This is a genomic window from Arenimonas caeni (assembly GCF_003024235.1).
GTDB classification, from domain to species: Bacteria; Pseudomonadota; Gammaproteobacteria; order Xanthomonadales; family Xanthomonadaceae; genus Arenimonas; species Arenimonas caeni.
Genome location: NZ_KZ679092.1, coordinates 105,504 through 128,254, shown reverse-complemented (window position 1 = coordinate 128,254; position 22,751 = coordinate 105,504). Strand labels below are relative to the sequence as shown.

The following is a 22,751-nucleotide window of genomic DNA, read 5'->3' as shown; positions in this document are numbered from 1 at the left end:
CACTCTCCCCTCAGTTGGGAGAAGAACCCTTTTTTTGTGCTCGCTTATACTTCGTCGATGTCAGATCCCACGCCGGCCCAGACCGATACGCTCGACCAGGCCATGACGGCCATCGCCCGTGGCCAGGCCGGTGAAGCCGAGCGGTTGCTCGCGCGCCTCGTGCGTGAACGCCCCGACGACCCCGCCGTGCATCGCGCGCTGGCGCTGGCGGCCATGCGCGCCGGCGACGTGCCGCGCGCGGTCGCGCACCTGCGCGAGGCCATCGCCCGCGCGCCGGGTTCGGGCCTGCTGCAGTGCGAGCTGGGCCGGGTGCTGGCGCAGTCGGGTCGCTTCGAAGAATCGCTGGCCTGCTTCGAGCGGGCCACCCGGCTGCGGCCCGACCTGGCCGAAGCCTGGTATTTCCTCGGCATCACCCAGGCGCGCCTGGGTCGCAAGGCGCCGGCGCTGGAAGCGCTGCGCCGCGCCGATGCCGCGTCCCCGGGGCAGGTGCCGATCATGGCCCCGCTGGCCGACCTCGAGGCCGACGCCGGCCGCATCGAAGCCGCCCAGGCGCTCTGGCTGCGGCTCGTGCAGCTGCAGCCGCGCGAGGAGGACGTGCACCTGAAGCTGGGCGAGAGCTACGTGCACCTTGGCCAGCCGGCGAAGGCGCGCGAGGTCTTCCGCGCCGGCCTGGCGCTGTTGCCCGGCTCGGCCGGGCTGTGGATGTCGCTGGGGCAGTTGCTCGAGGACGCCGGCGACCGCGATGGCGCGGCCGAGGCCTACCAGGCGGCGTTGGCGCGCCGGCCGGGCTGGGTGTTCCCGCTGGCGGCCCTGCTTTCCCTGCATCGCAGCGGCGCCGACGAGGCCCTGGTCGCAAGGGCGGGGCAACTGCTGGCCGAGGCCGGGCTCGATGACGCCGACCGCGCCCTGCTCGGCTTCGCCTACGGAAAGGTGATTGACGGCCGCGGCGAGCACGAGCGAGCCATGGCCAGCTGGCATGTGGCCAATGCAGCCCGTCGCCGGGTCGCCGGCGCCTTCGACCGCGAGGCCTTCCTCGCCGACGTCGAGGCGACCCTGGCGGCCTTCCCGGGCCCGCTGCCTGCCGACGTGCCGCGCGGCGCGCCCGACCCGCGGCCGGTACTCGTGGTCGGCATGCCGCGCAGCGGCACCACCCTGGTCGAACAGATCCTCGCGGCGCATCCGCTGGTGGCCGGCAGCGGCGAGCGCGCGGGCCTGTCGAAGTTCGCCGAGTCGCTTCCGCCCGGCCCCTGCCTGGACGCCGCGCGGGTGGCTTCGGCTTCGGCAGACTATCTCGCCGAGCTGGTCCGTCACGCCTCGCGCCCCGAGGCGCAGCGGCTGGTGGACAAGGCGCCCATGAACTTCCTGCACCTCGGCCGTGCCGCCCAGCTGGTGCCCGGCGCACGCGTGGTCTGGTGCCGGCGCGAAGCGCGCGACATCGCGCTGTCGATCTACGGCGAAGACTTCGCGCCGGGCTCGCGTTTCGCCACCGACCTGGGCGACATCGCCCTGGTCATCCAGGCCCAGGCGCGGTTGATGCGCCACTGGCAGGCGCGGCTGGGCCTGCCGGTGCTCGAGGTCTGCTACGAGGAACTGGTGGCCGGGCTGGAGCCGATGGCCCGCCGCCTGCTCGATTTCGTCGGCCTGCCCTGGGATCCGGCCTGCCTGGCATTCCACGCCAGCCAGCGCGAGGTGAGCACGCCCAGCCGCTGGCAGGTGCGCAAGCCGCTCTACACCGGTTCGGTCGGTCGCTGGCGCGCGCATGCCGCCGCGCTGGCGCCGGTGCTGTCGCTGCTGTCGCCGGACGATCCGTCGCCGGCGCTGCTGCTGGGCTGAGCCATGGACGCACACGACCCGCGCCAGCGCCGCCGCGATGTCTGGTCCCGCTACTGGGCGGCCGGCGCGCTGCATTCCTGCGGGCAGACCTTCGAGGGCAACTACCCGGGCAGCATCCGCGACTTCTGGGCCGGCGCCTTCGGGCCGCTGGCCGGGGGCGCGCGCGTGCTCGACATCGCCACGGGCAATGGCCCGGTGCCGCGCCTGCTGCTCGACCTGCGACCCGGTGCCAGCGTGGCCTGCGACGCCATCGACCTGGCGCGGGTCGCACCCGCCTGGCTCGACGCGCTGCCCGGCGAGGACCGTGGGCGCATCCATTTCCATCCGGGCATCGAGGCCGAGTCGCTGCCGTTCGAGGACGGCCGCTTCGACCTGGTCGTGAGCCAGTACGGCCTCGAATACAGCGACACCAAACGCTCGGTGCCCGAACTGCTGCGCGTGCTCGCGCCCGGCGGACGGGTGCGCCTGCTGGTGCACCATGCCGGCTCGCGGCCCGTGCAGCTGGCGCGCGAGGAGCTTGGCCACATCGACTGGCTGCAGGCCCCCGGCGGCTACTTCGACGCCGCGCTGGCGATGCTCGCGCCGATGGCCCTGGCCGCCACACCGGAGGGACGCCGCGCGCTGGCCGCGGACCCGGCCGCGGCGCGTGCGCGCGCCGGTTTCGACGACGCGCGCCTGCGGCTGCAGCAGCGCATGGACGCCAGCGACTGCCCCGACGTGCTGGCGGAAGTCGCCGAGGCGGTGGTGGGCGCCTTCCAGGCCAGCCAGGCCGGTGGCGCGGTGCGTGGCATCGAGGTGCTCGATGCCCTGCGTGCGCGCCTGGCCGATTCCCGCGTGCGCCTGGTCGAGCTGGTGGACTGTGCGCGCGACGAGGCGGGTATCGCGGCGCTGTGCGCCGCGCTGGCAGCCGGCGGCCGCCCGGCCGCACGGGCCGAGCCGATCACCTTCGACGGCCACCTGATGGCCTGGGCGGTCAGCGCCGGCTAGCGGCCGGCGCCGGGCTTCAGAACTCGCCCAGCGGCGCGTCCATGCCGTAGTAAGCCATCATGCCTTCCTGGGTCGCGCGCACGAGTTCGCGCTCGACCTCGGTGAGCATCGGGTGCCAGATATCGAAGATCAGCACCACGCGCAGGTGGTCGCTGTCGTTCCAGGCCTCGTGCTCGATGGTGTCGTCGAAGATCAGCAGCTCGCCCGGGGTCCACTGCCGCACCTGGTTTCCGACGCGGAAGCGGCAGTTGTCGGGCACGATCAGCGGCAGGTGCACGGTGAGCCGGCAGTTGGTGGCGCCATTGTGGGCCGGGATGTGCGTGTGCGGCTTGAGCGCGGAGAACATCGCCGCCGGCGCGCGGTTGGCCACGCGGATCTGCGGCGCGACGTCGAGCGCCGCCATGGTGGCCGGACAACGGCGTGCGTGCTCCTCGATCCGCTTGCCGTGCTTCCAGAGGAAATAGGCGCTCCAGTCCGGGTTGCGGTCGAGCGGCGCGAACTGGCCGGCCGGCTCGTCGGGCAGGGTCTGCACGTAGGGCACGAAACCGCTCTGGTCGTCGGCCAGCACCTGGGCCAGCTCGGCCTGGATGGCGGCGGTGTGGGCCTCGACGGCCGGGACCCAGTCGAAGTCCTCCCGGTCGAAGAAGGCGATGGCGGGCAGGCCGGGGAAATTGAACATCAGCGGCCGCGCCACGTAGGCGGGCTTGCGGCCGAGGTTGATGTCCAGGCTCTCCTCGAAGCGACGCATCGCGCGGCTGCCCGGTGCGCCGCGCAGGCCGGCCAGGCGCTCGTCGAGGAAGCTCGACAGGGCGTCCTTGTTGGCGGCCACGCAGGCGCGGGCGTGCGACACCAGCTCCGCCAGCTGCGGCGCCGCCGCCGCGCGCGCGGGCAGCAGGTGCAGGGCCATCTCGTAGGCGAGGGCGGCGTCGCGCGTGCGGTCCTGCTCTTCGTAGATCGAGGCCTTCTCGAAGTGCACCGCATAGGCGCTGGGCTCGAGCTTGCCGGCCTCGTCCAGGGCCGCGAGCGCCCCGCGCAGGTCGCCATCCATGCGCCGCACCCGGGCCAGGTTGGCCAGGGCGATGGCCATCCGCGGCTGGCCGGCGGCGGCCGCCTGGAACAGGCGGCGCGCCTCGGCGATGTTGCCGCGGGCCATGGCTTCCTCGCCCTTGAAGTTCAGCGCGCCGGCATGCCCGGGCGACAGCGCCAGCACGCGGTCCCAGGCGGCGGACGCGGCGCCGCGCTGGCCGGTGCGGACGTGCAGCTCGGCTTCGTGGGCCAGGGCCTGGATGTGGCCGGGCAGGCCTTGCGTGGTCGTGGTGGTCATGGTCAGGGGCTCAGCAGCAGCCGTGGTCGCCGAACTGGGCATTGCCGGCCTGCGCCGCCACGCCGCGGGTCAGGCCCTTCTCGCTGGCCTGGTAGTGCTCGGCGATCACCTTGGCCACGGCCGAGGTGACGCGCTTGCCGGTGGGGATGTGCAGGAACTCGTTCGGGCCGTGCGCGTTGGAGTGCGGGCCGAGCACGCCGGTGATCATGAACTGCGCGCCGGGGAACTTCTCGCCGAGCATGCCCATGAACGGGATGGTGCCGCCTTCGCCCATGTACATCGCCGGCGCGCCGAAGAACTCGCGGCTGGCGTGGTCGATGGCGTGCTCGAGCCACGGCGCCAGCGCCGGCGCGTTCCAGCCCGTGCTGGCCTTCTCGAGCTCGACCTCGACCTTGCAGCCGTTGGGCGGGTTGGATTCGAGCACGCGCCTGACCACCTCGCCGGCGCGCCTGGGCTCCAGCGTCGGCGGCAGCCGCAGGCTGAGCTTGACGGCCGTGTGCGGGCGCAGCACGTTGCCGGCGCTGTGCAGCGGCGGCATGCCGTCCACGCCGGTCACCGACAGCGCCGGGCGCCAGGTGCGGTTGAGCACCAGCTCGGTGAGGTCCGGGTTCATCGGCGTCATGCCCGGCAGGAACGGGAACTTGTCCCAGACCTCGTTGCCCAGCACTTCGGCGGCGGCGCGCGCCTGGGCGATGCGCTGCTCGGGGATGTCCACGTGCAGTTCGTCGACGAGGATGCGGCCGGTGGCCTCGTCCTCGAGCCGCGAAAGCAGCTGGCGCAGCACGCGGAAGCTCGAGGGCACGATGCCGCTGGCGTCGCCGCTGTGCACGCCTTCGCTGAGCACGCTGACCTTGAGGTTGCCGCCGGCCAGGCCGCGCAGCGAGGTGGTGCACCAGAGCTGGTCGTAGTTGGCGCAGCCCGAGTCCAGGCAGACCACCAGCGAGGGCTTGCCGATGCGTTCGGCCAGGTGGTCGACGTAGTAGGGCAGGTCGTAGCTGCCCGATTCCTCGCAGGCCTCGATGAGGATGACGCAGCGGCTGTGCGGCAGGCCCTGCTCCTGCAGCGCGCGGATGGCGGTGAGCGAGCCATAGAGCGCGTAACCGTCGTCGGCGCCGCCGCGGCCGTAGAGCTTGTCGCCCTTGATCACCGGCTTCCAGGGGCCGAGGTCGTCGGCCCAGCCGGTCATCTCGGGCTGCTTGTCGAGGTGGCCGTAGAGCAGCACGCAGTCGTCGCCCTGGCCGGGGATCTCGATGAAGATCAGCGGCGTGCGGCCTTCGAGCTCGATGACCTCGACGCTCATGCCCTTGATCGGCTGCGCCTTCGCCCAGCCGGCCATCAGCTTCACCGCGTCGTCCATGTAGCCGTTCTCGCGCCACTGCGCGTCGAACATCGGCGACTTGTTGGGGATGCGGATGTATTCGACGAGCTGCGGGACGATGTCGCCGTCCCAGGCCTCGGCGACGAAGCGATCGGTCTTGCTGGTGTCCATGGCGGTCCTTCCTGCGGCAACACGCTGATTTTACCGGTTCCGCGCCCCGGCCGCGTGGCGGGGTAGGAAGCCGCCGACGGCCGGGGCCGCGTGTTTCCCAGCCGTCGCAGCGGCGATTGGCGATGGGCCGTGGCCGCCCGCCGGCGGATCCTCCTCCTGCCGACGCCAGCCCGGCGCGGCGCGACCCCAACCGAGGAACCGCCATGAACAAGATCGTCTCCCGCCTCGCCCCGCTGCTGCTGGGCGCCCTGCTTTCCGCCGGTGCCCTGGCCGCCGACAAGGTGGACATCAACAATGCCGATGCCGCCACCCTCGACCGCGTGCTCGACGGCGTCGGCCCCAGCAAGGCCGAGGCCATCGTCGCCCACCGCCTCAAGCACGGCGCCTTCCGCAGCGCCGACGAACTGGCCGAGGTCAAGGGCATCGGCCTGGCCCTGGTCGAGGCCAACCGCGACCGCATCACCGTCGGCGCCGGCAAGGCGCGCGCACCCGCCGCCGCGGCCGCCGCCGGCGACTGAAACGCCACCGTGGGACCCCGTTCGGGCCCGGTTGCCGGGCCCGCTTTTTTCCATCCCTGTCCGGAGGTACGCCGCCATGACCTTGCCCAAGCCCCTGGCCGACCCCGTCATCGCCGAATTCCGGCGCGTGCGGCTGCAGCGGCGGTCGGTGCCGGGGCAGACCTACCTGCTGGCGGTCTCCACCCTGTATTGCCGGCCGGTGTTCGAGGACGACGAGGCCGCGCGGGCGGTGTGCCGGGTGCACACCGCGCACTGGCCCTGGCGCGACAGCACGGTGCTGGCCTGGGTGCTGATGCCCGACCGCTGGCAGGGCCTGGTCACGCTGGGGGAGCGCGACAGCCTGTCGACGCTGGTGGGCCGCTTCAAGTCGCTGACCTCGCGCGCCGTCGAAGACCGGCACCGGGTCAACGGCTGGCTCTGGGGCCGCGGCTTCGAGGACCGGGTGCTGCGCCCGGACGAGGCGCCGATGGCGGCCGCCCGCCACCTGGTCGGGGCGCCCCTGCGTGCGGGCCTGGTGCGGCGGCTCGGCGACTACGCCTACTGGAACACCGCCTGGCTCGACCCGGGCGGCGGCTGAGCCGCATGCGCTAGACTTCGCGGCATGATCCTGCCGCGCTATCGCATCGCCGACTCGGGCATCCCCGGGGCCGGGAAAGGGCTGTTCCTGGACGAGCCGGTGGCGCGCGGACGCATCGTGGTCGCCCCCGACGACATCCCGCGCACCTGGCGCTGGGAGGAAGTGCGCGCGCAGCCTGATCCGGAGGCAGCGATGGCCGCCGCCGTGCGCTGGTTCGAAGACCGCTACACGATCAGCCTCGACTGGCCCGACGAGTGCTACGTCAACCACAGCTTCGAGCCCAACGGCCTCTGGCACCTGGGTTTCATCTTCGCCGCCCGCGACCTGGCCCCCGGCGAGGAGCTGACCGTGGACTACCGGCACCTGCTGCCCGAGGGCGAGGCCGAGGCCTTCCGCGATGCCGGCACGGGGCGCGAGATCGTCGGCTGGTCCTGGGCGCGCTCCCTGGCCGAATCCACCCGGGCGCTGGCGGCGCTGCAGGCCGGCTGATGCGACTGCTGCACCTGCCCGCGCAGGAGTACCGCCGCGAACGCTGGCGCAACGAGCGCGGCTGGACGCGCGAGATCCACCGACACCCGGAAGGTTCGGCGCAGTGGAGCTGGCGGGCCTCGATCGCCGAGATCGACCACGATGCGCCGTTCTCGGCCTTCCCCGGCTGCGACCGCGAGCTGGTGCTGCTGGCGGGCGAGGGCATGCACCTGCACTTCGACGACGGCGAGTCGGCGACGCTGCTGCCGCCGCACCAGCGCCTGCGTTTCGCCGGCGAACGGCCGCTCCGGGCCGAACTCATCGCCGGCCCCACGCACGATTTCAACCTCATCTGGCGCCGCGACGAGGTCGAGGCCACGCTGCTGCACCGCCCGCTGGTGGGGCCGATGGTGTTCTTCGCCGAACCGGGCACGACCTGGCTGGCGCACCTGATCCACGGCCAGGCGGCCTTCAAGGACCTGGCCCGGCCGCTGCGGCTGGCCCAAGGCGACAGCGTGCTGCTGCTGCCCGATCCGGACGGTCCTTCGCGGCTGATCCTCGAGGGTGGCGGCGAGATGCTGCTCGCGAAGTTGCGATCCGTCGCGGTTTCGCCTGCGATTTGAGTTCAGTCAAGCCGTCCGTGGCCCCGAGGCCTTAGCCTTCACCCCTTCCCCTGGATTCGAGGCGACTGGCCCCATGCCTACGGTGCTGTTCGAGCGCGACAACCATCGCGTGGTGGTGTTCAACGACCTGGTGCGCGGCGACGACGGTGTGCAGGCCAACCAGTTCCTGGTCCAGCACGGCAACCAGTCGGCCCTGGTCGACCCGGGCGGCGCGCTGCTGTACACGCCGCTGACGCTGGCGCTCAGCCGCTACCTGCAGCCCAAGGACCTGACCTACATCCTGGCCTCGCACCAGGACCCGGACATCATCGGCGCGGTCGACCGCTGGCTCATGTACACCGGTGCCACCGTGGTGTGCTCCAAGCTCTGGGGCCGCTTCGTCCCGCATTCGGTGCCGCACTACCAGAAGAACGCCGGCACCGACCGCTACCTGCTGCTCGACGACGACGGCGGCCTGATCCCGATGGGTGGCACCGACCTGATCGCGCTGCCGGCGCATTTCCTGCACTCGGTGGGCAATTTCAGCTTCTACGACCCGACCAGCCGCATCCTGCTCTCGGGCGACGTGGGCTCCTCGCTGGTGCCTTCGGGCGCGCCCTACGTGCCGGTGGAGGACTTCGGCCCGCATTCCAAGACCATGCTCGGCTTCCACCGCCGCTACATGGCCTCGCGCCGCGTGGCGCGGCTGTGGGTGGCGATGGTGCGCGAGCTCGATCCCGAGTGGATCGTGCCCCAGCACGGCCTGCCGATGCGCGGTGCCGCCATCGGCGAGTTCCTGTCGTGGCTGGAGAACCTCGACTGCGGCAGCGACCTGCTCGGTCCCGCCGACTACCGGATCCCGCGCCGCGTCATCGGCTGAGCCCCGCTCAGCGGTCGTCGCGGGTCCAGACCGCGCCGTCTTCCACCTTCACCGGGAACTTCGCCACCGGCGCGTAGGCAGGGGCGCAGAGCGCCTCGCCCGTGCGCAGGTCGAAACGGGCGCCGTGCAGGGTGCATTCGACCTGGCCGCCCTCGATGACGCCGGCGCTGAGCTCGAAGTCCTCGTGCGTGCACTGGTCCTCGACGGCGTAGAAATCGCCGTCCAGGTTCACGACCAGGATCGGCGTGTCGCCGTCCCAGGCCACCTTCGACTCGCCGGGCAGCAGCTCGGAGGTGGCGCAGACGCGAACCCAGTCGTTCACAGCGGTTTCTCCAGGACTTCGAAGCGAAGGTCGTCGCGCAGCGGGATGCCGAAGCGCTCGTCGCCGTAGGGGAAGGGCCTGGTGATGCCGGTGCGCCGGTAGCCGCGGCGCTCGTACCAGGCGATGAGTTCGTCGCGCACGTCGATCACGGTCATGCGCATCACCGTCATTCCGTAGTCCTGGCGGGCGATGCGCTCGGCCTCGGCCATCATGGCCTTGCCCAGCCCGCCGCGCTGGAGCGTGGGCAGCACCGAGAACATGCCGAAGTAGCCGGCGCCATCCTCGACCGCCACGTGGGCGCAGGCGACCAGCTGGCCAGCGCGGAAGGCCAGCAGCACCTGGCTGCGCGGGCGCAGGATGTTCGCCAGCACGTCGTCGGCATTGGTGCGGCGGCCGTCGAGCAGGTCGGCCTCGGTGGTCCAGCCGGCACGGCTGGCGTGGCCGCGGTAGGCCGACTCGACCAGCGCGACGACCGCGTCGGCGTCCTCCGGCGTGGCCGCGCGGAAGGCGAGGGGAGCCTGCCAGCCGTCGCCGGCCCTGTTGGGGTCTTGCCAGCTCATGCGTCGCCTCGGGTCAGAGCAGCAGTTTGCGGGCCTTCTCGATGCCGGCGGCCAGCTGCTCGACTTCGACATGGGTGTTGTAGAAGGCCAGCGAGGCCCGGCAGGTGGCCGGCACGCCGAAGTGGGCCATCAGCGGGTGCGCGCAGTGGTGGCCGGAGCGCACGGCGATGCCCTCGAGGTCGAGCAGGGTGGCCAGGTCGTGCGCATGCGCGCCTTCGACCAGGAAGCTGATCACGGCGGCCTTGCCCGGCGCGGTGCCGTAGATGCGCAGCCCCGGGATCGCCGACAGCCGTTCGGTGGCCAGCGCCAGCAGCGCCTGCTCGCGCGCCTCGACCTCGGCCATGCCGATGCCCGACAGGTAGTCGACCGCCGCGCCCAGGCCGACCACGCCGGCGATGTTGGGCGTGCCCGCTTCGAACTTGTGCGGCGGCTCGTTGAACACCGTGCCCTCGAAGCGCACTTCCTTGATCATCTCGCCGCCGCCGAGGAAGGGCGGCATCTCGCGCAGGTGCTGGCGCCGCGCCCACAGGCCACCGGTGCCGGTCGGGCCGAGCATCTTGTGGCCGGTGAAGGCGTAGAAATCGCAGCCCAGCATCGGGATGTCCACCGCGCGGTGCGGCAGCGCCTGCGAGCCGTCCACCAGGGTGGGGATGCCGCGCCTGCGCGCCTCGCGGCAGATCTCGGCCACCGGGTTCACCGTGCCCAGCACGTTCGAGACGTGGGTGAAGGCCAGCAGCTTCACCTCGGGGGTGAGCTTGGCGCGCAGGTCGTCGAGGTCGAGCACGCCCTCGGGGGTGATCTCCACCACCTTGATGCGCGCGCCCGTGCGCTGGGCCACCAGCTGCCAGGGCACGATGTTGGCGTGGTGCTCCATGCGCGTGAGCAGGATCGCGTCGCCGGCCTTCAGGCGCGGCAGCGCCCAGCTGTAGGCCACCAGGTTGATGCCGAAGGTGGTGCCGGAGGTGAGCACCAGCTCGTCGGCGGGCACGTTGAGGAAGCGGGCGATTCGGTTGCGCGCGCCCTCGTAGGCCTCGGTGGCTTCGGTGCCCAGCGTGTGCACGGCGCGCGAGACGTTGGCGTTGTGCTCGCGGTAGAAGTCGTCCACCGCCTTGATCACCGCCTGCGGCTTTTGCGAGGTGTTGGCCGAATCGAGGTAGACCAGCGGCTTGCCGTGCACCTGGCGCGTGAGCACCGGGAAGTCGGCGCGGATGCGCAGCCAGTCCGGCCGTGCCCTGGCGACGGAGGCGTTCATGCCGGCGAGCCTTCGCGCACCAGGCGCGCGGCGACCGCGTCGCCCAGCGAGGCGGCCAGGGCGGCGTCGTCCAGCACGGCCAGCGACTCGCGCAGGAAGGCCTGCATCAGCAGCCCCCGCGCCAGCGGGCCGGGGATGCCGCGGCTGCGCAGGTAGAACAGCGCGTTTTCGTCGAGCCGGCCGACCGTCGCGCCGTGCGCGGCCTTCACTTCGTCGGCGTGGATCACCAGCACCGGCTGGCTGTCCACCTCGGCCGCGTCGGAGAGCAGCAGGTTCTTGTTCGACAGGTCGGCCTCGCTGCCGTCGGCGCCGGCGCGGATCTCGATGCCGCCGTGGAAGACCGCGCGCCCGCGCTCGTCCGCCAGGCCACGCCAGGGCAGTTCGCAGCGGGTGTCGCGGGCCTGGTGCACGATGCCCAGGCGGGTGTCGAGATGGCGGCGGCCGTCGGCCAGCAGCACGCCGCCGGCGTGCAGGGCCGCGCCCTCGCCCTGCAGCGCGACGTTGAGTTCGTGGCGCGACAGGCCTGCGCCGAGCTCGAGGTCGACGCGGCGGTATTCGGTGTCCGAGGCCAGCACCACATCGGTGCGAAGCAGCAGGCTCGCGCCGGCGCTCTCGTCCTGCAGGCGGGCATGCCGCAGGCGCGCGCCGCCGGCCAGGTGCACGTGCATTACGTGGTTGGCCAGGTGCCGGTGTTCGCCGCCACCCAGGTGGTGCTCGACCACGGTGAGCGAGGCGCCCTTGCGCAGTTCGATCAGGTGGCGCAGGTGCGCGGCCTGGTCGGTGCCGGCGGCGGCGCCCACGAACACAAGGTGGACCGGCGCGCTGGCGACGGCGCCCTGCTGGAGGCGCAGCAGCACGCCCTCGGTGGCCAGGGCGGCGTTGAAGCGCGCGAACGGCTCGTCGGCGCGCTCGTAGCGGCGCGCCAGCACCGAGACCGCGCGCGGGTCGTCGCCGGCCAGGGCCGAGGACAGCGGCCGCAGCTCGACGCCGTCGGGCAGGCCTTCGAGCCGGCTCAGGCCGGCATCGAAGACGCCGTTGACGAACACCAGCCTCGGCGCGGGCACGTGCGCGAGCAGGGCGGCGTCCACCGCAGCCGGGGCGGCCGGCGCGAAGTCGCGCGCCGACAGCGCGCGCAGCGAGGTGTATTTCCAGGCTTCGGTGCGCGGGCCCGGCAGGCCGTCGGCGAGCACCGCGGCCAGCGCGGCGCGGCGCGGCGCGCCCAGGCCCTGGGCGTCCACCAGCGTGGCCGGCAGCGCCTCGAAACCGCGGCGGAAGGCGTCGACCAGGGCGCTCATGGCGTGGCCGCCGCCTCCGGGGCCACCCGGTCCTTGATCCAGGCGTAGCCGTGGGCCTCGAGCTCGAGCGCCAGTTCCGGGCCGCCGCTCTCGACGATGCGGCCGTCGGCCAGCACGTGCACCACGTCGGGCTTGATGTAGTCGAGCAGGCGCTGGTAGTGGGTGATCACCAGGAAGGCGCGCTCGGGCGAGCGCATCAGGTTCACGCCGTCGGCCACGGCCTTGAGCGCGTCGATGTCCAGGCCCGAGTCGGTTTCATCGAGGATCGCGAGCCTGGGCTCGAGCAGGGCCAGCTGGAAGATCTCGTTGCGCTTCTTCTCGCCGCCGCTGAAGCCCTCGTTGACGCCGCGATGCAGCAGCTCGTCCTTGAGGCTGAGCACGGCCAGCTTCTCGCGCACCTTCTTCAGGAACTGCATGGAATCGAGCTCGGGCTCGCCGCGCGCCTTGCGCTGGGCGTTGAGCGCCGTGCGCAGGAAGTAGGTGTTGTTCACGCCCGGGATCTCGACCGGGTACTGGAAGGCCAGGAACACGCCGGCGGCGGCGCGCTCCTCGGGCTCCAGGCCCAGCAGGTCCTTGCCCTCGAGGCTGACCGAGCCTTCGGTGACCTCGTAGCCTTCGCGCCCGGCCAGGATGTTGCCCAGCGTGGACTTGCCCGCGCCGTTGGGACCCATGATGGCGTGCACCTGGCCGGGCTTCACCTCGAGGCTGAGCCCCTTGAGGATTTCCTTGCCGGCGACGCTGGCGTGGAGGTTTTCGATCTTGAGCATGGTCTTTTCCTTGGGTTCTCAGCCGACGGCGCCTTCGAGCGACACTTCCAGCAGCTTCTTGGCTTCCACCGCGAACTCCATCGGCAGCTCGCGGAACACCTGGCGGCAGAAGCCGTCGACGATCATCGACACCGCGTCCTCCTCGCCGATACCGCGGCTGCGGCAGTAGAACAGCTGGTCTTCGCTGATCTTCGACGTGGTGGCCTCGTGCTCGACGGTGGCCGTCGGGTGCCTGACCTCGATGTAGGGGAAGGTGTGCGCGCCGCACTGCTTGCCGATCAGCAGGCTGTCGCACTGGGTGTAGTTGCGGGCGCCGGCGGCGGTCTTCTCCACCTTCACCAGGCCGCGGTAGGTGTTCTGGCCGCGGCCGGCGCTGATGCCCTTGGAGATGATCTTGGACTTGGTGTTGCGGCCCAGGTGGATCATCTTGGTGCCGGTGTCGGCCTGCTGGCGGTGGTGGGTGAGCGCCACCGAGTAGAACTCGCCCACGGAGTCGTCGCCGCGCAGCACGCAGCTGGGGTACTTCCAGGTGATCGCCGAACCGGTCTCGACCTGCGTCCAGGAGATCTTCGAGCGCGCGCCGCGGCACTCGCCGCGCTTGGTGACGAAGTTGTAGATGCCGCCGACGCCGTTCTCGTCGCCCGGGTACCAGTTCTGCACCGTCGAGTACTTGATCTCGGCGTCTTCCAGCGCCACCAGCTCGACCACCGCGGCGTGCAGCTGGTTCTCGTCGCGCTGCGGCGCCGTGCAGCCCTCGAGGTAGGACACGTGGCCCTTTTCCTCGCAGATGATCAGGGTGCGCTCGAACTGGCCGGTGTGGCCGGCGTTGATGCGGAAGTAGGTGCTCAGCTCCATCGGGCAGCGCACGCCCCGGGGGATGAACACGAAGCTGCCGTCGGAGAAGACCGCCGAGTTGAGCGCGGCGAAGTAGTTGTCGCCCACCGGCACCACGCTGCCCAGGTACTGGCGCACCAGCTCCGGGTGCTCCTTGATGGCCTCGGACATCGAGCAGAAGATCACGCCCTTCTCGGCCAGCTCCTTGCGGAAGGTGGTGCCGACCGAGACCGAGTCGAACACCGCGTCCACGGCCACGCCGGCGAGCTTGGCGCGCTCGTGCAGGGGCACGCCGAGCTTGTCGTAGGTGTCGAGCAGTTCCTGCGGCACTTCGTCGAGCGACTTGTACTTCGGGCCCTTGGGCGCGCTGAAGTAGCTCAGCGCCTGCAGGTCGATCGGCGCGATTTCGAGCTTGGCCCAGTCGGGCATGGGCATGGTCAGGAACTTGCGGTAGGCGGCCAGGCGCCACTCGGTCATCCACTCGGGCTCTTCCTTGCGGGCCGAGAGGGCGCGGATGACGTCCTCGTCCAGGCCCGGCGGGAAGGTGTCGGACTCGATGTCGGTGACGAAGCCGGCGTCGTAGCGCCGGGCCAGCTGCTGGTGGATCTGTTCGTTCTGGGTGGCCATGTCAGGCTCCGGCCGGCGCGGACGCCAGCGTCATCGGGATGGCCTTGCGCGCCGCGGAAGGCGGCAGCATCTCGGCCAGGGTGATGCCGCCGAGCGCCTCGGCGATCACGTCGTTGATGCGTCGCCAGTGCGTCTGCACGCCGCAGTGCGCTTCGTGCTCGCAACTGCTGTGCTCGCCCGAGCACTCGGTCATGCCCAGCGGGCCCTCGATGGCCTCGACGATGGCGATCAGCGGGATGTCGTGGGCGGGGCGGGCGAGGCGGTAGCCGCCGCTGGCCCCGCGAAAGCTTTCCACCAGGCCGGCGTGGGCCAGGGGCTTGAGCACCTTGGCCACGGTGGGCGGCTCGAGCCGGGCCCGTTCGGCCAGCTCGGCGGACGAGTGCACGCGGCCCGGCGCCTCGGCCAGGGCGACCAGGATGACGGTGGCGTAGTCGGTGAGCTTGGTGACGCGGAGCATGGCGCCGGCCTGGCAGGACTAATCAGGACCGAAATTGTACGCTTTGGCCCCGCCAGGCTCAATCCGCGCGGTGTGAAGCCCGTCTCAGGCCACGTCCACGCCGATCAGGTGGCCGATCAGGAACACCGTGGCGCCCGCCAGGGCGCCGATGCCCAGCATGCGCAGGCCGCCCAGCCAGGGGTTGCGGCCGCTGAACAGGCTCATGGCGGCGCCCGTGACGAACAGGCCGGCCGCGGCCAGGCCCGTGCCCCACCAGGCCGCCTGCGGCAGCGCGCTGCCGGCGAAGAAGGGCACCAGCGGCACCAGCGCGCCCACCGTGAAGGCGCTGAAGGAGAACACGGCGGCGCCCAGCGGCGACCCCAGGTCATCGGGGTTGAGGCCCAGCTCTTCGCGCGCCAGCACGTCGAGCGCCTGCTTGGGGTCCTTCACCAGCTGGTGGGCGAAGCCGCGCGCCTGCTCCGGCTGCATGCCGCGGGCGATGTAGATCAGCGCGAGCTCTTCGGCCTCGGCTTCGGGGTACTGCCTGAGTTCGTCGGCCTCGAGGCCGATCTGGTATTCGAACAGTTCGCGCTGCGAGCGCACCGACACATATTCGCCGGCGGCCATGGACAGCGCGCCCGCCAGCAGGCCGGCGATGCCGGTGGCCAGCACAGTGCCGGTGCTGGCCTGGGCGCCCACCACGCCCAGGATCAGGCTGGCGTTCGACACCAGGCCGTCGTTGACGCCGAAGATGGCCGCGCGCAGGTTGCCGCCGCCCACGGTGCGGTGGCTGAGCCCGACCTGGGCCAGGTCGGTGGGCAGCAGGTGGCCACCGAGGGCGGCGGTGTAGGCCGAGAGGCCGCGCACCTTGAGCGCGGCGAGCGCGGGCTTCACCCGGCGCGGGCCCAGGCGCCTGGCCAGCGCGGCCACCAGCCTGGCGCGCGGCGTGGGTTCGAAGGGCAGGGGCAGGGGCTGGCCGGCGTCGGCCGCCGCCTTTTCCCACGTGGCGGCCTGCTCGTCGGCGGCGTCGGCGAGCGAACCGAACAGCGCGGCGATGCGCGGGTCGCGCTCGGCCCGTGCCAGGGCCCGGTACAACCAGGCAGACTGCTTTTCTTCGCTCCAGCTGTTGGCCGGGTCCATGGTCCGTCTCCCTCGGATGCGCGCAGCATACGCCCGGGGCTGCGCGACGTGCGCGGATTGGCCACAATGGCCTCCCCTGGCCCCACGGACCACGCCATGCCCAAGAAGATCGAAGCCCGTCGCTCCGCCATCCATGGCAACGGCGTCTTCGCCACCGAAGCGATCGCCAAGGGCGAGCGGGTGGTGCGCTACAAGGGCAAGCTGCGCACGCACGAGGAAGTCGACGGCGAGTACGGCGAGGAGCCCGAGACCGGCCACACCTTCCTGTTCACGCTCAACGACAAGTACGTCATCGACGCCAACATCGACGGCAACGTCGCGCGCTGGATCAACCACAGCTGCGACCCGAACTGCGAAGCGGTGTACGAAGAGAGCGACAGCGGCAAGAAGCGCAAGGACCGCATCTACATCGAGGCCATGCGCGACATCGCCGCGGGCGAGGAGCTGACCTACAACTACGGCATCGTGCTCAGCGAGCCGCACACCGAGGCCAACAAGAAGCTCTGGGCCTGCCGCTGCGGCTCGCCCAGGTGCACCGGCACCATGCTCCAGCCCAAGAAGGGCAAGAAGAAGGCCTGAAGGCGCTCCTGCGGGAGCCGTGCGTCAGCGGCAGTCGGGCAGGCGGGTGGCGGCCGGGTAGTTGCTGGCGCGGCACTGCCAGGTGATGGCGCCGTCGGGCGCCCGCGAGGGCGTGAGGCGGATGACGCCGCCGCGGGCCACGTGCGGCTTGAGTGACACCGCGACCACGCCCTGGGTGTGCACCGTGATGCCCGCCACCGGGCCGCCGGCGTGGTCGCCGGGCACGCCGAGGCCGAGCTGGGAGAGGCTCTGCGGCCAGTCGCCGCTCTCGCGAACGTAGTCTTCGACCGCGGCGCGCACCGCCGCGCTGCGCCCGATCGCGTCGAGCGCCTCGGCCCGGGCCGGCGGCAGCGCGGGCGCAGGTTCATCGGCGGGGGCCTGGTCGGCGGGCTCCGTCGGCGCAGCCACGGTTCCGGCGGCCGGCGCGGCATCCCCCGGCAGGATCGCGAAGTGCACCGACACGCGGTACGCGACCAGCGAGAACAGCACCACCAGGACCAGCGCGACGAAAATGTAGGCGGGTGATTTCATCCGGAAGACGTCGGGCGTGGCCACGCGGCCACGCACCGAGTCTAACCGCGATCAGTCGTCGTCGTGTCGGGGCCGGAACGACTCCACCAGCTGCTTCTGCACCTGCGGCGGCACCGGCTCGTAGTGGCTGAACTCGAGCTCGTAGCGGCCGCGGCCGGCGGTGGCGCCCTTGAGCTCGGCGGCGTAGTCGCCCAGTTCCGACAGCGGCACCTGGGCCTTGACCACGATCTCGCCGCCGCGTCCGGCGTCGGTGCCGTGGATGCGCGCGCGCTTGCCGGCCAGCTGGCCGGTGATGTCGCCCATGTGCTGCTCGGGCACGGCCACGGTGAGGTCGACGATCGGCTCGAGCACCTGCGGCCGGGCCTTGAGCACGGCGTCGAGGAAGGCTTTCTTGCCGGCGGCGACGAAGGCCACTTCCTTGGAATCGACGCTGTGGTACTTGCCGTCGTACACCGTCACGCGCACGTCCTGCAGCTGGTAGCCGGCGATGGCGCCGCCGTCGAGCACCTGGCGCACGCCCTTCTCGACGGCCGGGATGAACTGGCCGGGGATGGTGCCGCCCTTGATGGCGTCGACGAACTCGAAGCCCTTGCCGCGCTCCAGCGGCTCGATGCGCAGGAAGACTTCGCCGAACTGGCCGGCGCCGCCGGTCTGCTTCTTGTGCCGGTGGTGGCCCTCGGCCGGCGCGCCGATGGTCTCGCGGTAGGCGATGCGCGGAGGGCGGGTCACCACGTCCACGCCGTAGCGCTCGCGGATGCGTTCGAGCATCACCCGCAGGTGCAGCTCGCCCAGGCCGCGGATCACCGTCTCGTTCAGTTCGTGGTTGTGCTCCACATGGAAGCCGGGGTCTTCCTCGGCCAGCTTGTGCAGGGCCGTGGCCAGCTTCTGCTCCTGGCCGCGGGTGGCAGCCTCGATGGCCAGGCCGAACATCGGCTTCGGGAACTCCAGCGGCTTGAGCCGGATGTCGTCCTCGTCGTGGCTGTCGTGCAGCACCGCGTCGAAGTGGATCTCGTCGACCTTGGCCACCGCGGCGATGTCGCCGGGTACCGCCTGCTCTGCTTCTATGTGCTCCTTGCCCCTGAGCCTGAACAGGTGGCCCACCTTGAACGGCTTGCGGCCGTCGTCGACGAACAGCTGGCTGTCCCTGCGCACCGTGCCCTGGAAAACGCGGAACACGCTGAGCTTGCCGACGAAGGGGTCGTTGACGATCTTGAAGACGTCCGCCACCACGTGCGCGTCGGGGTCGGGCGTGGCCGCAAAGGGCTGGCCGTTCTTCTCGAAGGGCGGCAGGTTGCCCTCCAGCGGGCTGGGGAGCAGCCTTTCGGCCAGCTCGAGCAACTCCTTCACGCCGACGCCGTTGCGCGCCGAGACGAAGCACACGGGCACCAGGTGGCCTTCGCGCAGGCACTGCTCGAAGGCGTCGTGCAGGGCCTGGCCCGACAGGCCCTCCTCGCCGTCCTCGAGGTAGCGCTCCATCACCTGTTCGTTGATCTCGACCACCTGGTCGACGATGCGCTGGTGCGCGTCGGCGACGGGCCCGAGGTCGGAGTCGCCGGACGGGTTGAAGAAGCAGTCGACCACGCGCATGCCCTTGCCGGCGGGCAGGTTGACCGGCAGGCATTCGGGGCCGAAGGCCTCGCGCAGTTCCTCGAGCAGTTCGGGCAGGCGGCCTGGGTCGATGTCCATCCTGTTGACCACCAGCATGCGGCACAGGTTGCGCGATTTCGCGTAGTCCATGATGCGGCGCGTGCCGTACTCGACGCCGTTGGCGGCGTTCACCACCACGGCGACGGTTTCGACGGCGGAGAAGGCCGAGAGCGTCGGGCCGCGGAAATCGTTGTAGCCGGGGGTGTCGATCAGGTTGATGTGCACGCCCGCGTGGTCGGTGCTGGCGATGGCGGTGTTGAGGGAGTGGCCGCGCGCCTTCTCCATCGGGTCGAAGTCGGACACGGTGGTGCCGCGTTCGAGGCTGCCTGCCGCGGGGATGGCGCCGCCGGCATGCAGCAGGGCTTCGAAGAGCGTGGTCTTGCCGGCGCCGGCGTGGCCTGCCAGGGCCACGTTGCGGATCTGGTTGGTGCTGTAGGACATGAGGCCGTTCCTCCCGGTGCTGGGTGGTTGGGCCGTCATGGTCGGCGGCGCGATGGCGCTGCCTTCATCGGTCGTCTTGCGCGACCGCGCGTCGGTCATGGCGGACGCCCGGCCTGGGCCGGGGCGACCAGCCTTCCACCGGTGGCCGGCGGGGTCAAGGGCGGGCGGTAGACTGGGCCCCCGGCCGCCCCGCGGCCAGTTGGGCGAGGACGAGCCATGCCGCAATTGGCGACCGACGTGGATGCGAGCCATGGCTGAGCGCGGCGGCAGCGTCGTGTTCGTGCATGGCGCCGGCGCCGGCGGCTGGGAGTGGGCGGCGTGGTCCCGGGTTTTCGCGGCCGCGGGCTGGCAGGTGCTGGCGCCCGACCTGCGGGCGGCGCCGGCCGGGCTCGCGGCGACGCGCCTGCAGGACTACGCGGCGCAGGTGCGCGGCTGGCTCGCCGCCGCGCCGCGGCCGCGGGTGGCGGTGGGGGCCAGCCTCGGTGGCCTGCTGGTGGCCATGAATGCCGACCTGGCCGATGCCCTGGTGCTGGTGAACCCGATGCCTCCGGCCGGATCGCCCGGCGCGGCGCGGCGGCCGGCCATCGTGCCCTGGGGCCGCCGTGCCACCTTGTCCGGCACCCGGCGGGCGATGCCCGGCGCCGACGATGCGGCGGCGCTGCACGCCTTCCGCCGCTGGCGCGATGAATCCGGCGCGGTGCTCGATGAAGCCGCCGCCGGCCTGGCGCTGCCCGTGCCGACCGCACCGGTGCTGGTGCTTGGTTCCCGGGCCGACACCGACGTTCCCTTTGCCGCCTCGGCTGCGCTGGCCGCCGTCTGGCCAGCCACTTTCCTGCCGATCGAGGGCGGCCACGTCGACCCCCTCCTGGGCCGCAGCGCTCCCTTCGCCGCCAACCAGGCCCTCGCCTGGCTGCAGGAAAGGATGGGGTCGGGGAACATTTGTGTTTCAAATGCCGGGTGAAACGGTAATGTTCCCCGACCCCATTTTCCGGAGGCAGTGATGCGGCGACTTGGCTTGGTGGTGGCGTTGGCGGCGGCCTGTGGCTCGGCGCATGCGGAAGGGGAGTCGCTGCTGGTGGCCGGGCGCATCCATACCGGTGATCCGGAGCGGCCGGTGGTCGAGGCCATGGCCTGGGACGCGCAGGGGCGGGTGCTGGCGGTAGGCAGCGCCGAAGCGCTGTCGAAGCAGTTCCCGGCCGCGGCAAGGCACGAGGCGCGCGATGCCACCGTCGTGCCCGGGCTGGTCGATGCCCACGCGCACCTGATGAACCTCGGCTTCGCCCTGCTGCGCGCCGACCTCGTCGATGCCGGCAGCAAGGACGAAGTGGTCAGCCGCCTCAAGGCGTTCGAGGCCACGCTGCCCGACGGCGCCTGGCTGCTGGGCCGGGGCTGGGACCAGAACGACTGGCCGGGCAAGCAGTTCCCCACCGCCGCCGACCTCGACGCGGCCTTCCCCGACCGTCCGGTCTGGCTCGAGCGTGTTGACGGCCACGCCGGCTGGGCCAATTCCGCGGCGATGCGCCAGGCCACCCGTGAGCTTGCCGGCGACTGGCAGCCCGACGGCGGCCGCATCCTGCGCGATGCGGCGGGCCGGCCCACCGGCGTGTTCATCGACACCGCCTCCGCCTTCATCGATGCCGCGGTGCCGCCGCCGGACGACGCGCTGCGCGCCGAGGCGCTCGGCCGCGCGCTCGAAGCCGCGGTGGCCAACGGCCTGACCGGCGTGCACGACATGGGCGTGTCGCTGGCCGACCTGAAGCTGATGCGCGACTTCGCCAACGCCGGGAAACTGCCGCTGCGCATCCGCGCCTACGCCGACGGCGACAGCGAGGCCCTGGCCACGCTGTGCCGCATGGGCGCCTACGAGCATGCCTCCGGGCGCCTGGCCATGCGCGGCGTGAAGTTCTACGTGGACGGCGCGCTCGGCAGCCGGGGCGCCGCGCTGGTCGAGGATTACAGCGACGAGCCCGGCCACCGCGGCCTGCTCGTGACCGAGCCGGCCGCCTATGCCGCCGCCGTGGCCAAGGCGCGCGACTGCGGCGTCCAGCCGGCCAGCCACGCGATCGGCGACCGCGGCAACCGCATCGTGCTCGACACCTACGCCCAGGCCCTGGGCGACAAGGCCGGCGGCGACCACCGCTGGCGCGTCGAGCACGCCCAGGTCGTGCACCGCGACGACCTGCCGCGTTTCGCCTCGCTCAGGCTCATCGCCTCGATGCAGCCCACCCACGCCACCTCCGACATGCCCTGGGCCGAGGCCCGCGTGGGCCGCGAGCGCCTGTACGGGGCCTACGCCTGGCAGCGCATGCGTGCCCTGGGCGTGCCGCTGGCGCTGGGCTCGGATTTCCCGGTCGAGTCGGTGGACCCGCGGCTGGGCCTGTATTCGTCGGTGACGCGCCAGGACCTCGCCGGTTCGCCGGCCGGCGGCTGGCTGGCCGACCAGCGCCTGACGCCTGCGCAGGCGCTGCAAGGCTTCACCGCCGGCGCGGCCCATGCCTCGTTCGACGAGGACGAGACCGGCCGGCTGGTGCCGGGACTGCGCGCGGATTTCGTGGTCTTCGACGCCGACCCGCTCACCGTCGAGCCGTCCAGGCTGCCGAAGCTGAAGGTGCTTTCGACCTGGGTCGACGGCCAGGCCGTCTACACCGCCAGGTAACAAGAAACGGGGTCAGGTTCACTTATTGCCCGCGTGCGCTGCGCACGGGCAATAAGTGAACCTGACCCCGTTTCTTACCAGTCGAGGGTGCCGCGCACGACGGTCTGCACCTGGCCACCGGACCAGACCTCGCCGTCGGCGTCCACGTGCAGGTACAGCAGCGCGTCGTGGCCGACCTCGCGGCCCTGGCTGACGACGTAGCGGCCGTCGGCATGGGGCAGGGCGCCGGCGTGGCGCAGCCACGCGGCCAGCGTGGCGTTGGCGGCGCCCGAGGCGGCGTCCTCCACCTGGGCCGGCTGTCCGACGAAGGCCCGCACGGCCAGGTCGTGCCCGCCGCCGGCGCAGCGGGCGTACACGCACACGCCCATCGAGTCGGTGTCCGCCGCCAGCGCGGCGATCGCCGGCCACGGCGGCGACAGCGCGCGCAGTGCCGTCTCGTCGCTCAGTTCCACCAGCCACCAGCGCCGGCCGCCGTCCATCAGCACCGGCGGCAGCGCGCCCAGCGGCAGGCCGTCGAGCACGGGCCGCAGCCGCCCGGCGTCGGCTGAGCCCACTTCCAGCACCCGGGCCCGCGGCGCACGCACCGACAGCCGCCGCGCCGCGCCCCCGCCGTCGACGCGGATCGGCAGCAGGCCAACCGCGCATTCCTGCCAGAGCAGGCCGTCGCGCGGGGTCGCGAGGCCCGCCTCGAGCACGGCATGGGCGCTGCCGATGCTGGGGTGTCCGGCGAAGGGCACCTCGCGGCGCGGGCTGAAGATGCGCAGGCGGTAGCTGGCCTCCGGCGTCGAGGGCGGCAGCACGAAGGTGGTTTCCGGCAGGCGCGTCCAGCGGGCGATGGCCTGCATGGTCGCCTCGTCGAGGCCGGCGGCGTCGAACACCACCGCCAGCGGATTGCCGTCGCCCGGACGGGCGGCGAAGACGTCGAGTTGTACGAAGGGGCGCTGCATCGGGGGCGTCCTGCCCGGTGGGGGACGCGCAGGTTACCA

General features: G+C 72.0%; 23 protein-coding genes. 10 read left to right on the top strand and 13 right to left on the bottom strand.

Translation table 11 applies throughout. From position 1 onward, the window contains the following. Together C6N40_RS09840 and C6N40_RS09835 are read left to right on the top strand one after the other, a co-directional pair. Positions 1-1,833 (top strand): tetratricopeptide repeat-containing sulfotransferase family protein (locus C6N40_RS09840; RefSeq protein WP_205208589.1); only part of this gene is annotated, 1,833 nt, incomplete at its 5' end. 3 nt (positions 1,834-1,836) lie between these two features. After that, positions 1,837-2,820, top strand: coding sequence for a class I SAM-dependent methyltransferase (locus tag C6N40_RS09835; RefSeq protein ID WP_106990847.1), 984 nt, complete (start codon positions 1,837-1,839; stop codon positions 2,818-2,820). A gap of 16 nt (positions 2,821-2,836) precedes the next feature. Here the strand turns inward: C6N40_RS09835 and C6N40_RS09830 are convergent, their stop codons facing one another. Together C6N40_RS09830 and C6N40_RS09825 are read right to left on the bottom strand one after the other, a co-directional pair. After that, the gene (locus C6N40_RS09830; protein WP_106990846.1) at positions 2,837-4,144 is read right to left on the bottom strand and encodes an aspartyl/asparaginyl beta-hydroxylase domain-containing protein; all 1,308 of its coding nucleotides are present in this window, start codon (positions 4,142-4,144) and stop codon (positions 2,837-2,839) included. Positions 4,145-4,154: 10 nt separating this feature from the next. After that, positions 4,155-5,633 (bottom strand): M20 family metallopeptidase, encoded by a 1,479-nt coding sequence (locus C6N40_RS09825; RefSeq protein ID WP_106990845.1) that lies wholly within the window; start codon positions 5,631-5,633, stop codon positions 4,155-4,157. A gap of 203 nt (positions 5,634-5,836) precedes the next feature. Here C6N40_RS09825 and C6N40_RS09820 point away from each other — a divergent pair, with 203 nt between their 5' ends. The 5 genes from C6N40_RS09820 to C6N40_RS09800 all read left to right on the top strand — a co-directional run bounded on the left by C6N40_RS09820 (position 5,837) and on the right by C6N40_RS09800 (position 8,678). Next, positions 5,837-6,151, top strand: a complete 315-nt coding sequence (locus tag C6N40_RS09820) for a ComEA family DNA-binding protein (RefSeq protein ID WP_106990844.1) — start codon at positions 5,837-5,839, stop codon at positions 6,149-6,151. A gap of 76 nt (positions 6,152-6,227) precedes the next feature. Beyond that, a complete protein-coding gene (locus tag C6N40_RS09815) occupies positions 6,228-6,728 on the top strand; it encodes an REP-associated tyrosine transposase (RefSeq protein ID WP_106990843.1) in 501 nt (166 codons plus the stop codon). A 24-nt stretch (positions 6,729-6,752) separates the two neighbouring features. Then, positions 6,753-7,217 carry an SET domain-containing protein-lysine N-methyltransferase gene (locus C6N40_RS09810; protein ID WP_106990842.1) on the top strand — a complete coding sequence of 155 codons (465 nt, stop codon included), beginning with the start codon at positions 6,753-6,755 and terminating at the stop codon, positions 7,215-7,217. Continuing rightward, on the top strand, positions 7,217-7,819 hold the full coding sequence (locus C6N40_RS09805; protein ID WP_106990841.1) for a HutD/Ves family protein: 603 nt from the start codon (positions 7,217-7,219) through the stop codon (positions 7,817-7,819). The genes C6N40_RS09810 and C6N40_RS09805 overlap by 1 nt, the downstream gene beginning before the upstream one ends. A gap of 73 nt (positions 7,820-7,892) precedes the next feature. Then, positions 7,893-8,678 (top strand): oxygen-binding di-iron domain-containing protein, encoded by a 786-nt coding sequence (locus tag C6N40_RS09800; protein ID WP_106990840.1) that lies wholly within the window; start codon positions 7,893-7,895, stop codon positions 8,676-8,678. Positions 8,679-8,685: 7 nt separating this feature from the next. Here the strand turns inward: C6N40_RS09800 and C6N40_RS09795 are convergent, their stop codons facing one another. The 8 genes from C6N40_RS09795 to C6N40_RS09760 form a co-directional block, all read right to left on the bottom strand. After that, a complete protein-coding gene (locus tag C6N40_RS09795) occupies positions 8,686-9,000 on the bottom strand; it encodes a non-heme iron oxygenase ferredoxin subunit (RefSeq protein ID WP_106990839.1) in 315 nt (104 codons plus the stop codon). Then, on the bottom strand, positions 8,997-9,560 hold the full coding sequence (locus C6N40_RS09790; protein ID WP_106990838.1) for a GNAT family N-acetyltransferase: 564 nt from the start codon (positions 9,558-9,560) through the stop codon (positions 8,997-8,999). Before C6N40_RS09790 ends, C6N40_RS09795 begins: the two co-directional genes overlap by 4 nt. Before the next feature lie 13 nt (positions 9,561-9,573). Next, positions 9,574-10,812, bottom strand: a complete 1,239-nt coding sequence (locus C6N40_RS09785; protein ID WP_106990837.1) for a cysteine desulfurase — start codon at positions 10,810-10,812, stop codon at positions 9,574-9,576. Then, positions 10,809-12,107 (bottom strand): Fe-S cluster assembly protein SufD, encoded by a 1,299-nt coding sequence (sufD, locus tag C6N40_RS09780; RefSeq protein ID WP_106990836.1) that lies wholly within the window; start codon positions 12,105-12,107, stop codon positions 10,809-10,811. Before sufD ends, C6N40_RS09785 begins: the two co-directional genes overlap by 4 nt. Then, a complete protein-coding gene (gene sufC / locus C6N40_RS09775; RefSeq protein WP_106990835.1) occupies positions 12,104-12,874 on the bottom strand; it encodes a Fe-S cluster assembly ATPase SufC in 771 nt (256 codons plus the stop codon). The genes sufD and sufC overlap by 4 nt, the downstream gene beginning before the upstream one ends. 18 nt (positions 12,875-12,892) lie before the next feature. Then, the gene (gene sufB / locus C6N40_RS09770) at positions 12,893-14,335 is read right to left on the bottom strand and encodes a Fe-S cluster assembly protein SufB (protein ID WP_106990834.1); all 1,443 of its coding nucleotides are present in this window, start codon (positions 14,333-14,335) and stop codon (positions 12,893-12,895) included. Position 14,336: 1 nt separating this feature from the next. Continuing rightward, positions 14,337-14,792: an SUF system Fe-S cluster assembly regulator gene (locus tag C6N40_RS09765; RefSeq protein WP_106990833.1), complete on the bottom strand. Its 456-nt coding sequence runs from the start codon at positions 14,790-14,792 to the stop codon at positions 14,337-14,339. 84 nt (positions 14,793-14,876) lie between these two features. Continuing rightward, the gene (locus C6N40_RS09760) at positions 14,877-15,911 is read right to left on the bottom strand and encodes a VIT1/CCC1 transporter family protein (protein ID WP_106990832.1); all 1,035 of its coding nucleotides are present in this window, start codon (positions 15,909-15,911) and stop codon (positions 14,877-14,879) included. A 96-nt stretch (positions 15,912-16,007) separates the two neighbouring features. Between C6N40_RS09760 and C6N40_RS09755 the strand changes: the two genes are divergently transcribed. Continuing rightward, positions 16,008-16,490: an SET domain-containing protein gene (locus C6N40_RS09755; protein ID WP_106990831.1), complete on the top strand. Its 483-nt coding sequence runs from the start codon at positions 16,008-16,010 to the stop codon at positions 16,488-16,490. Positions 16,491-16,514: 24 nt separating this feature from the next. Here C6N40_RS09755 and C6N40_RS09750 read toward each other — a convergent pair whose 3' ends face one another. After that, positions 16,515-17,045 (bottom strand): pilin, encoded by a 531-nt coding sequence (locus tag C6N40_RS09750; RefSeq protein WP_205208588.1) that lies wholly within the window; start codon positions 17,043-17,045, stop codon positions 16,515-16,517. A 27-nt stretch (positions 17,046-17,072) separates the two neighbouring features. After that, positions 17,073-19,109, bottom strand: coding sequence for an elongation factor G (gene fusA, locus C6N40_RS09745; protein WP_106990830.1), 2,037 nt, complete (start codon positions 19,107-19,109; stop codon positions 17,073-17,075). Between the two features lie 250 nt (positions 19,110-19,359). Here fusA and C6N40_RS09740 point away from each other — a divergent pair, with 250 nt between their 5' ends. Further along, positions 19,360-20,070, top strand: a complete 711-nt coding sequence (locus C6N40_RS09740) for an alpha/beta hydrolase (RefSeq protein ID WP_162782177.1) — start codon at positions 19,360-19,362, stop codon at positions 20,068-20,070. Positions 20,071-20,109: 39 nt separating this feature from the next. Continuing rightward, positions 20,110-21,765, top strand: a complete 1,656-nt coding sequence (locus C6N40_RS09735) for an amidohydrolase (RefSeq protein ID WP_106990828.1) — start codon at positions 20,110-20,112, stop codon at positions 21,763-21,765. 74 nt (positions 21,766-21,839) lie between these two features. Here C6N40_RS09735 and C6N40_RS09730 read toward each other — a convergent pair whose 3' ends face one another. Beyond that, on the bottom strand, positions 21,840-22,712 hold the full coding sequence (locus C6N40_RS09730) for a PhzF family phenazine biosynthesis protein (RefSeq protein ID WP_106990827.1): 873 nt from the start codon (positions 22,710-22,712) through the stop codon (positions 21,840-21,842). Positions 22,713-22,751 lie beyond the last annotated feature (39 nt).

Coding starts and splice junctions, on each gene's coding strand:
- C6N40_RS09835 (WP_106990847.1), top strand. CDS start 1,837: ATGGACGCACACGACCCGCGCCAGCGCCGCCGCGATGTCTGGTCCCGC.
- C6N40_RS09830 (WP_106990846.1), bottom strand. CDS start 4,144: ATGACCACCACGACCACGCAAGGCCTGCCCGGCCACATCCAGGCCCTG.
- C6N40_RS09825 (WP_106990845.1), bottom strand. CDS start 5,633: ATGGACACCAGCAAGACCGATCGCTTCGTCGCCGAGGCCTGGGACGGC.
- C6N40_RS09820 (WP_106990844.1), top strand. CDS start 5,837: ATGAACAAGATCGTCTCCCGCCTCGCCCCGCTGCTGCTGGGCGCCCTG.
- C6N40_RS09815 (WP_106990843.1), top strand. CDS start 6,228: ATGACCTTGCCCAAGCCCCTGGCCGACCCCGTCATCGCCGAATTCCGG.
- C6N40_RS09810 (WP_106990842.1), top strand. CDS start 6,753: ATGATCCTGCCGCGCTATCGCATCGCCGACTCGGGCATCCCCGGGGCC.
- C6N40_RS09805 (WP_106990841.1), top strand. CDS start 7,217: ATGCGACTGCTGCACCTGCCCGCGCAGGAGTACCGCCGCGAACGCTGG.
- C6N40_RS09800 (WP_106990840.1), top strand. CDS start 7,893: ATGCCTACGGTGCTGTTCGAGCGCGACAACCATCGCGTGGTGGTGTTC.
- C6N40_RS09790 (WP_106990838.1), bottom strand. CDS start 9,560: ATGAGCTGGCAAGACCCCAACAGGGCCGGCGACGGCTGGCAGGCTCCC.
- C6N40_RS09785 (WP_106990837.1), bottom strand. CDS start 10,812: ATGAACGCCTCCGTCGCCAGGGCACGGCCGGACTGGCTGCGCATCCGC.
- sufD (WP_106990836.1), bottom strand. CDS start 12,107: ATGAGCGCCCTGGTCGACGCCTTCCGCCGCGGTTTCGAGGCGCTGCCG.
- sufC (WP_106990835.1), bottom strand. CDS start 12,874: ATGCTCAAGATCGAAAACCTCCACGCCAGCGTCGCCGGCAAGGAAATC.
- sufB (WP_106990834.1), bottom strand. CDS start 14,335: ATGGCCACCCAGAACGAACAGATCCACCAGCAGCTGGCCCGGCGCTAC.
- C6N40_RS09765 (WP_106990833.1), bottom strand. CDS start 14,792: ATGCTCCGCGTCACCAAGCTCACCGACTACGCCACCGTCATCCTGGTC.
- C6N40_RS09760 (WP_106990832.1), bottom strand. CDS start 15,911: ATGGACCCGGCCAACAGCTGGAGCGAAGAAAAGCAGTCTGCCTGGTTG.
- C6N40_RS09755 (WP_106990831.1), top strand. CDS start 16,008: ATGCCCAAGAAGATCGAAGCCCGTCGCTCCGCCATCCATGGCAACGGC.
- fusA (WP_106990830.1), bottom strand. CDS start 19,109: ATGTCCTACAGCACCAACCAGATCCGCAACGTGGCCCTGGCAGGCCAC.
- C6N40_RS09740 (WP_162782177.1), top strand. CDS start 19,360: ATGGCTGAGCGCGGCGGCAGCGTCGTGTTCGTGCATGGCGCCGGCGCC.
- C6N40_RS09735 (WP_106990828.1), top strand. CDS start 20,110: ATGCGGCGACTTGGCTTGGTGGTGGCGTTGGCGGCGGCCTGTGGCTCG.
- C6N40_RS09730 (WP_106990827.1), bottom strand. CDS start 22,712: ATGCAGCGCCCCTTCGTACAACTCGACGTCTTCGCCGCCCGTCCGGGC.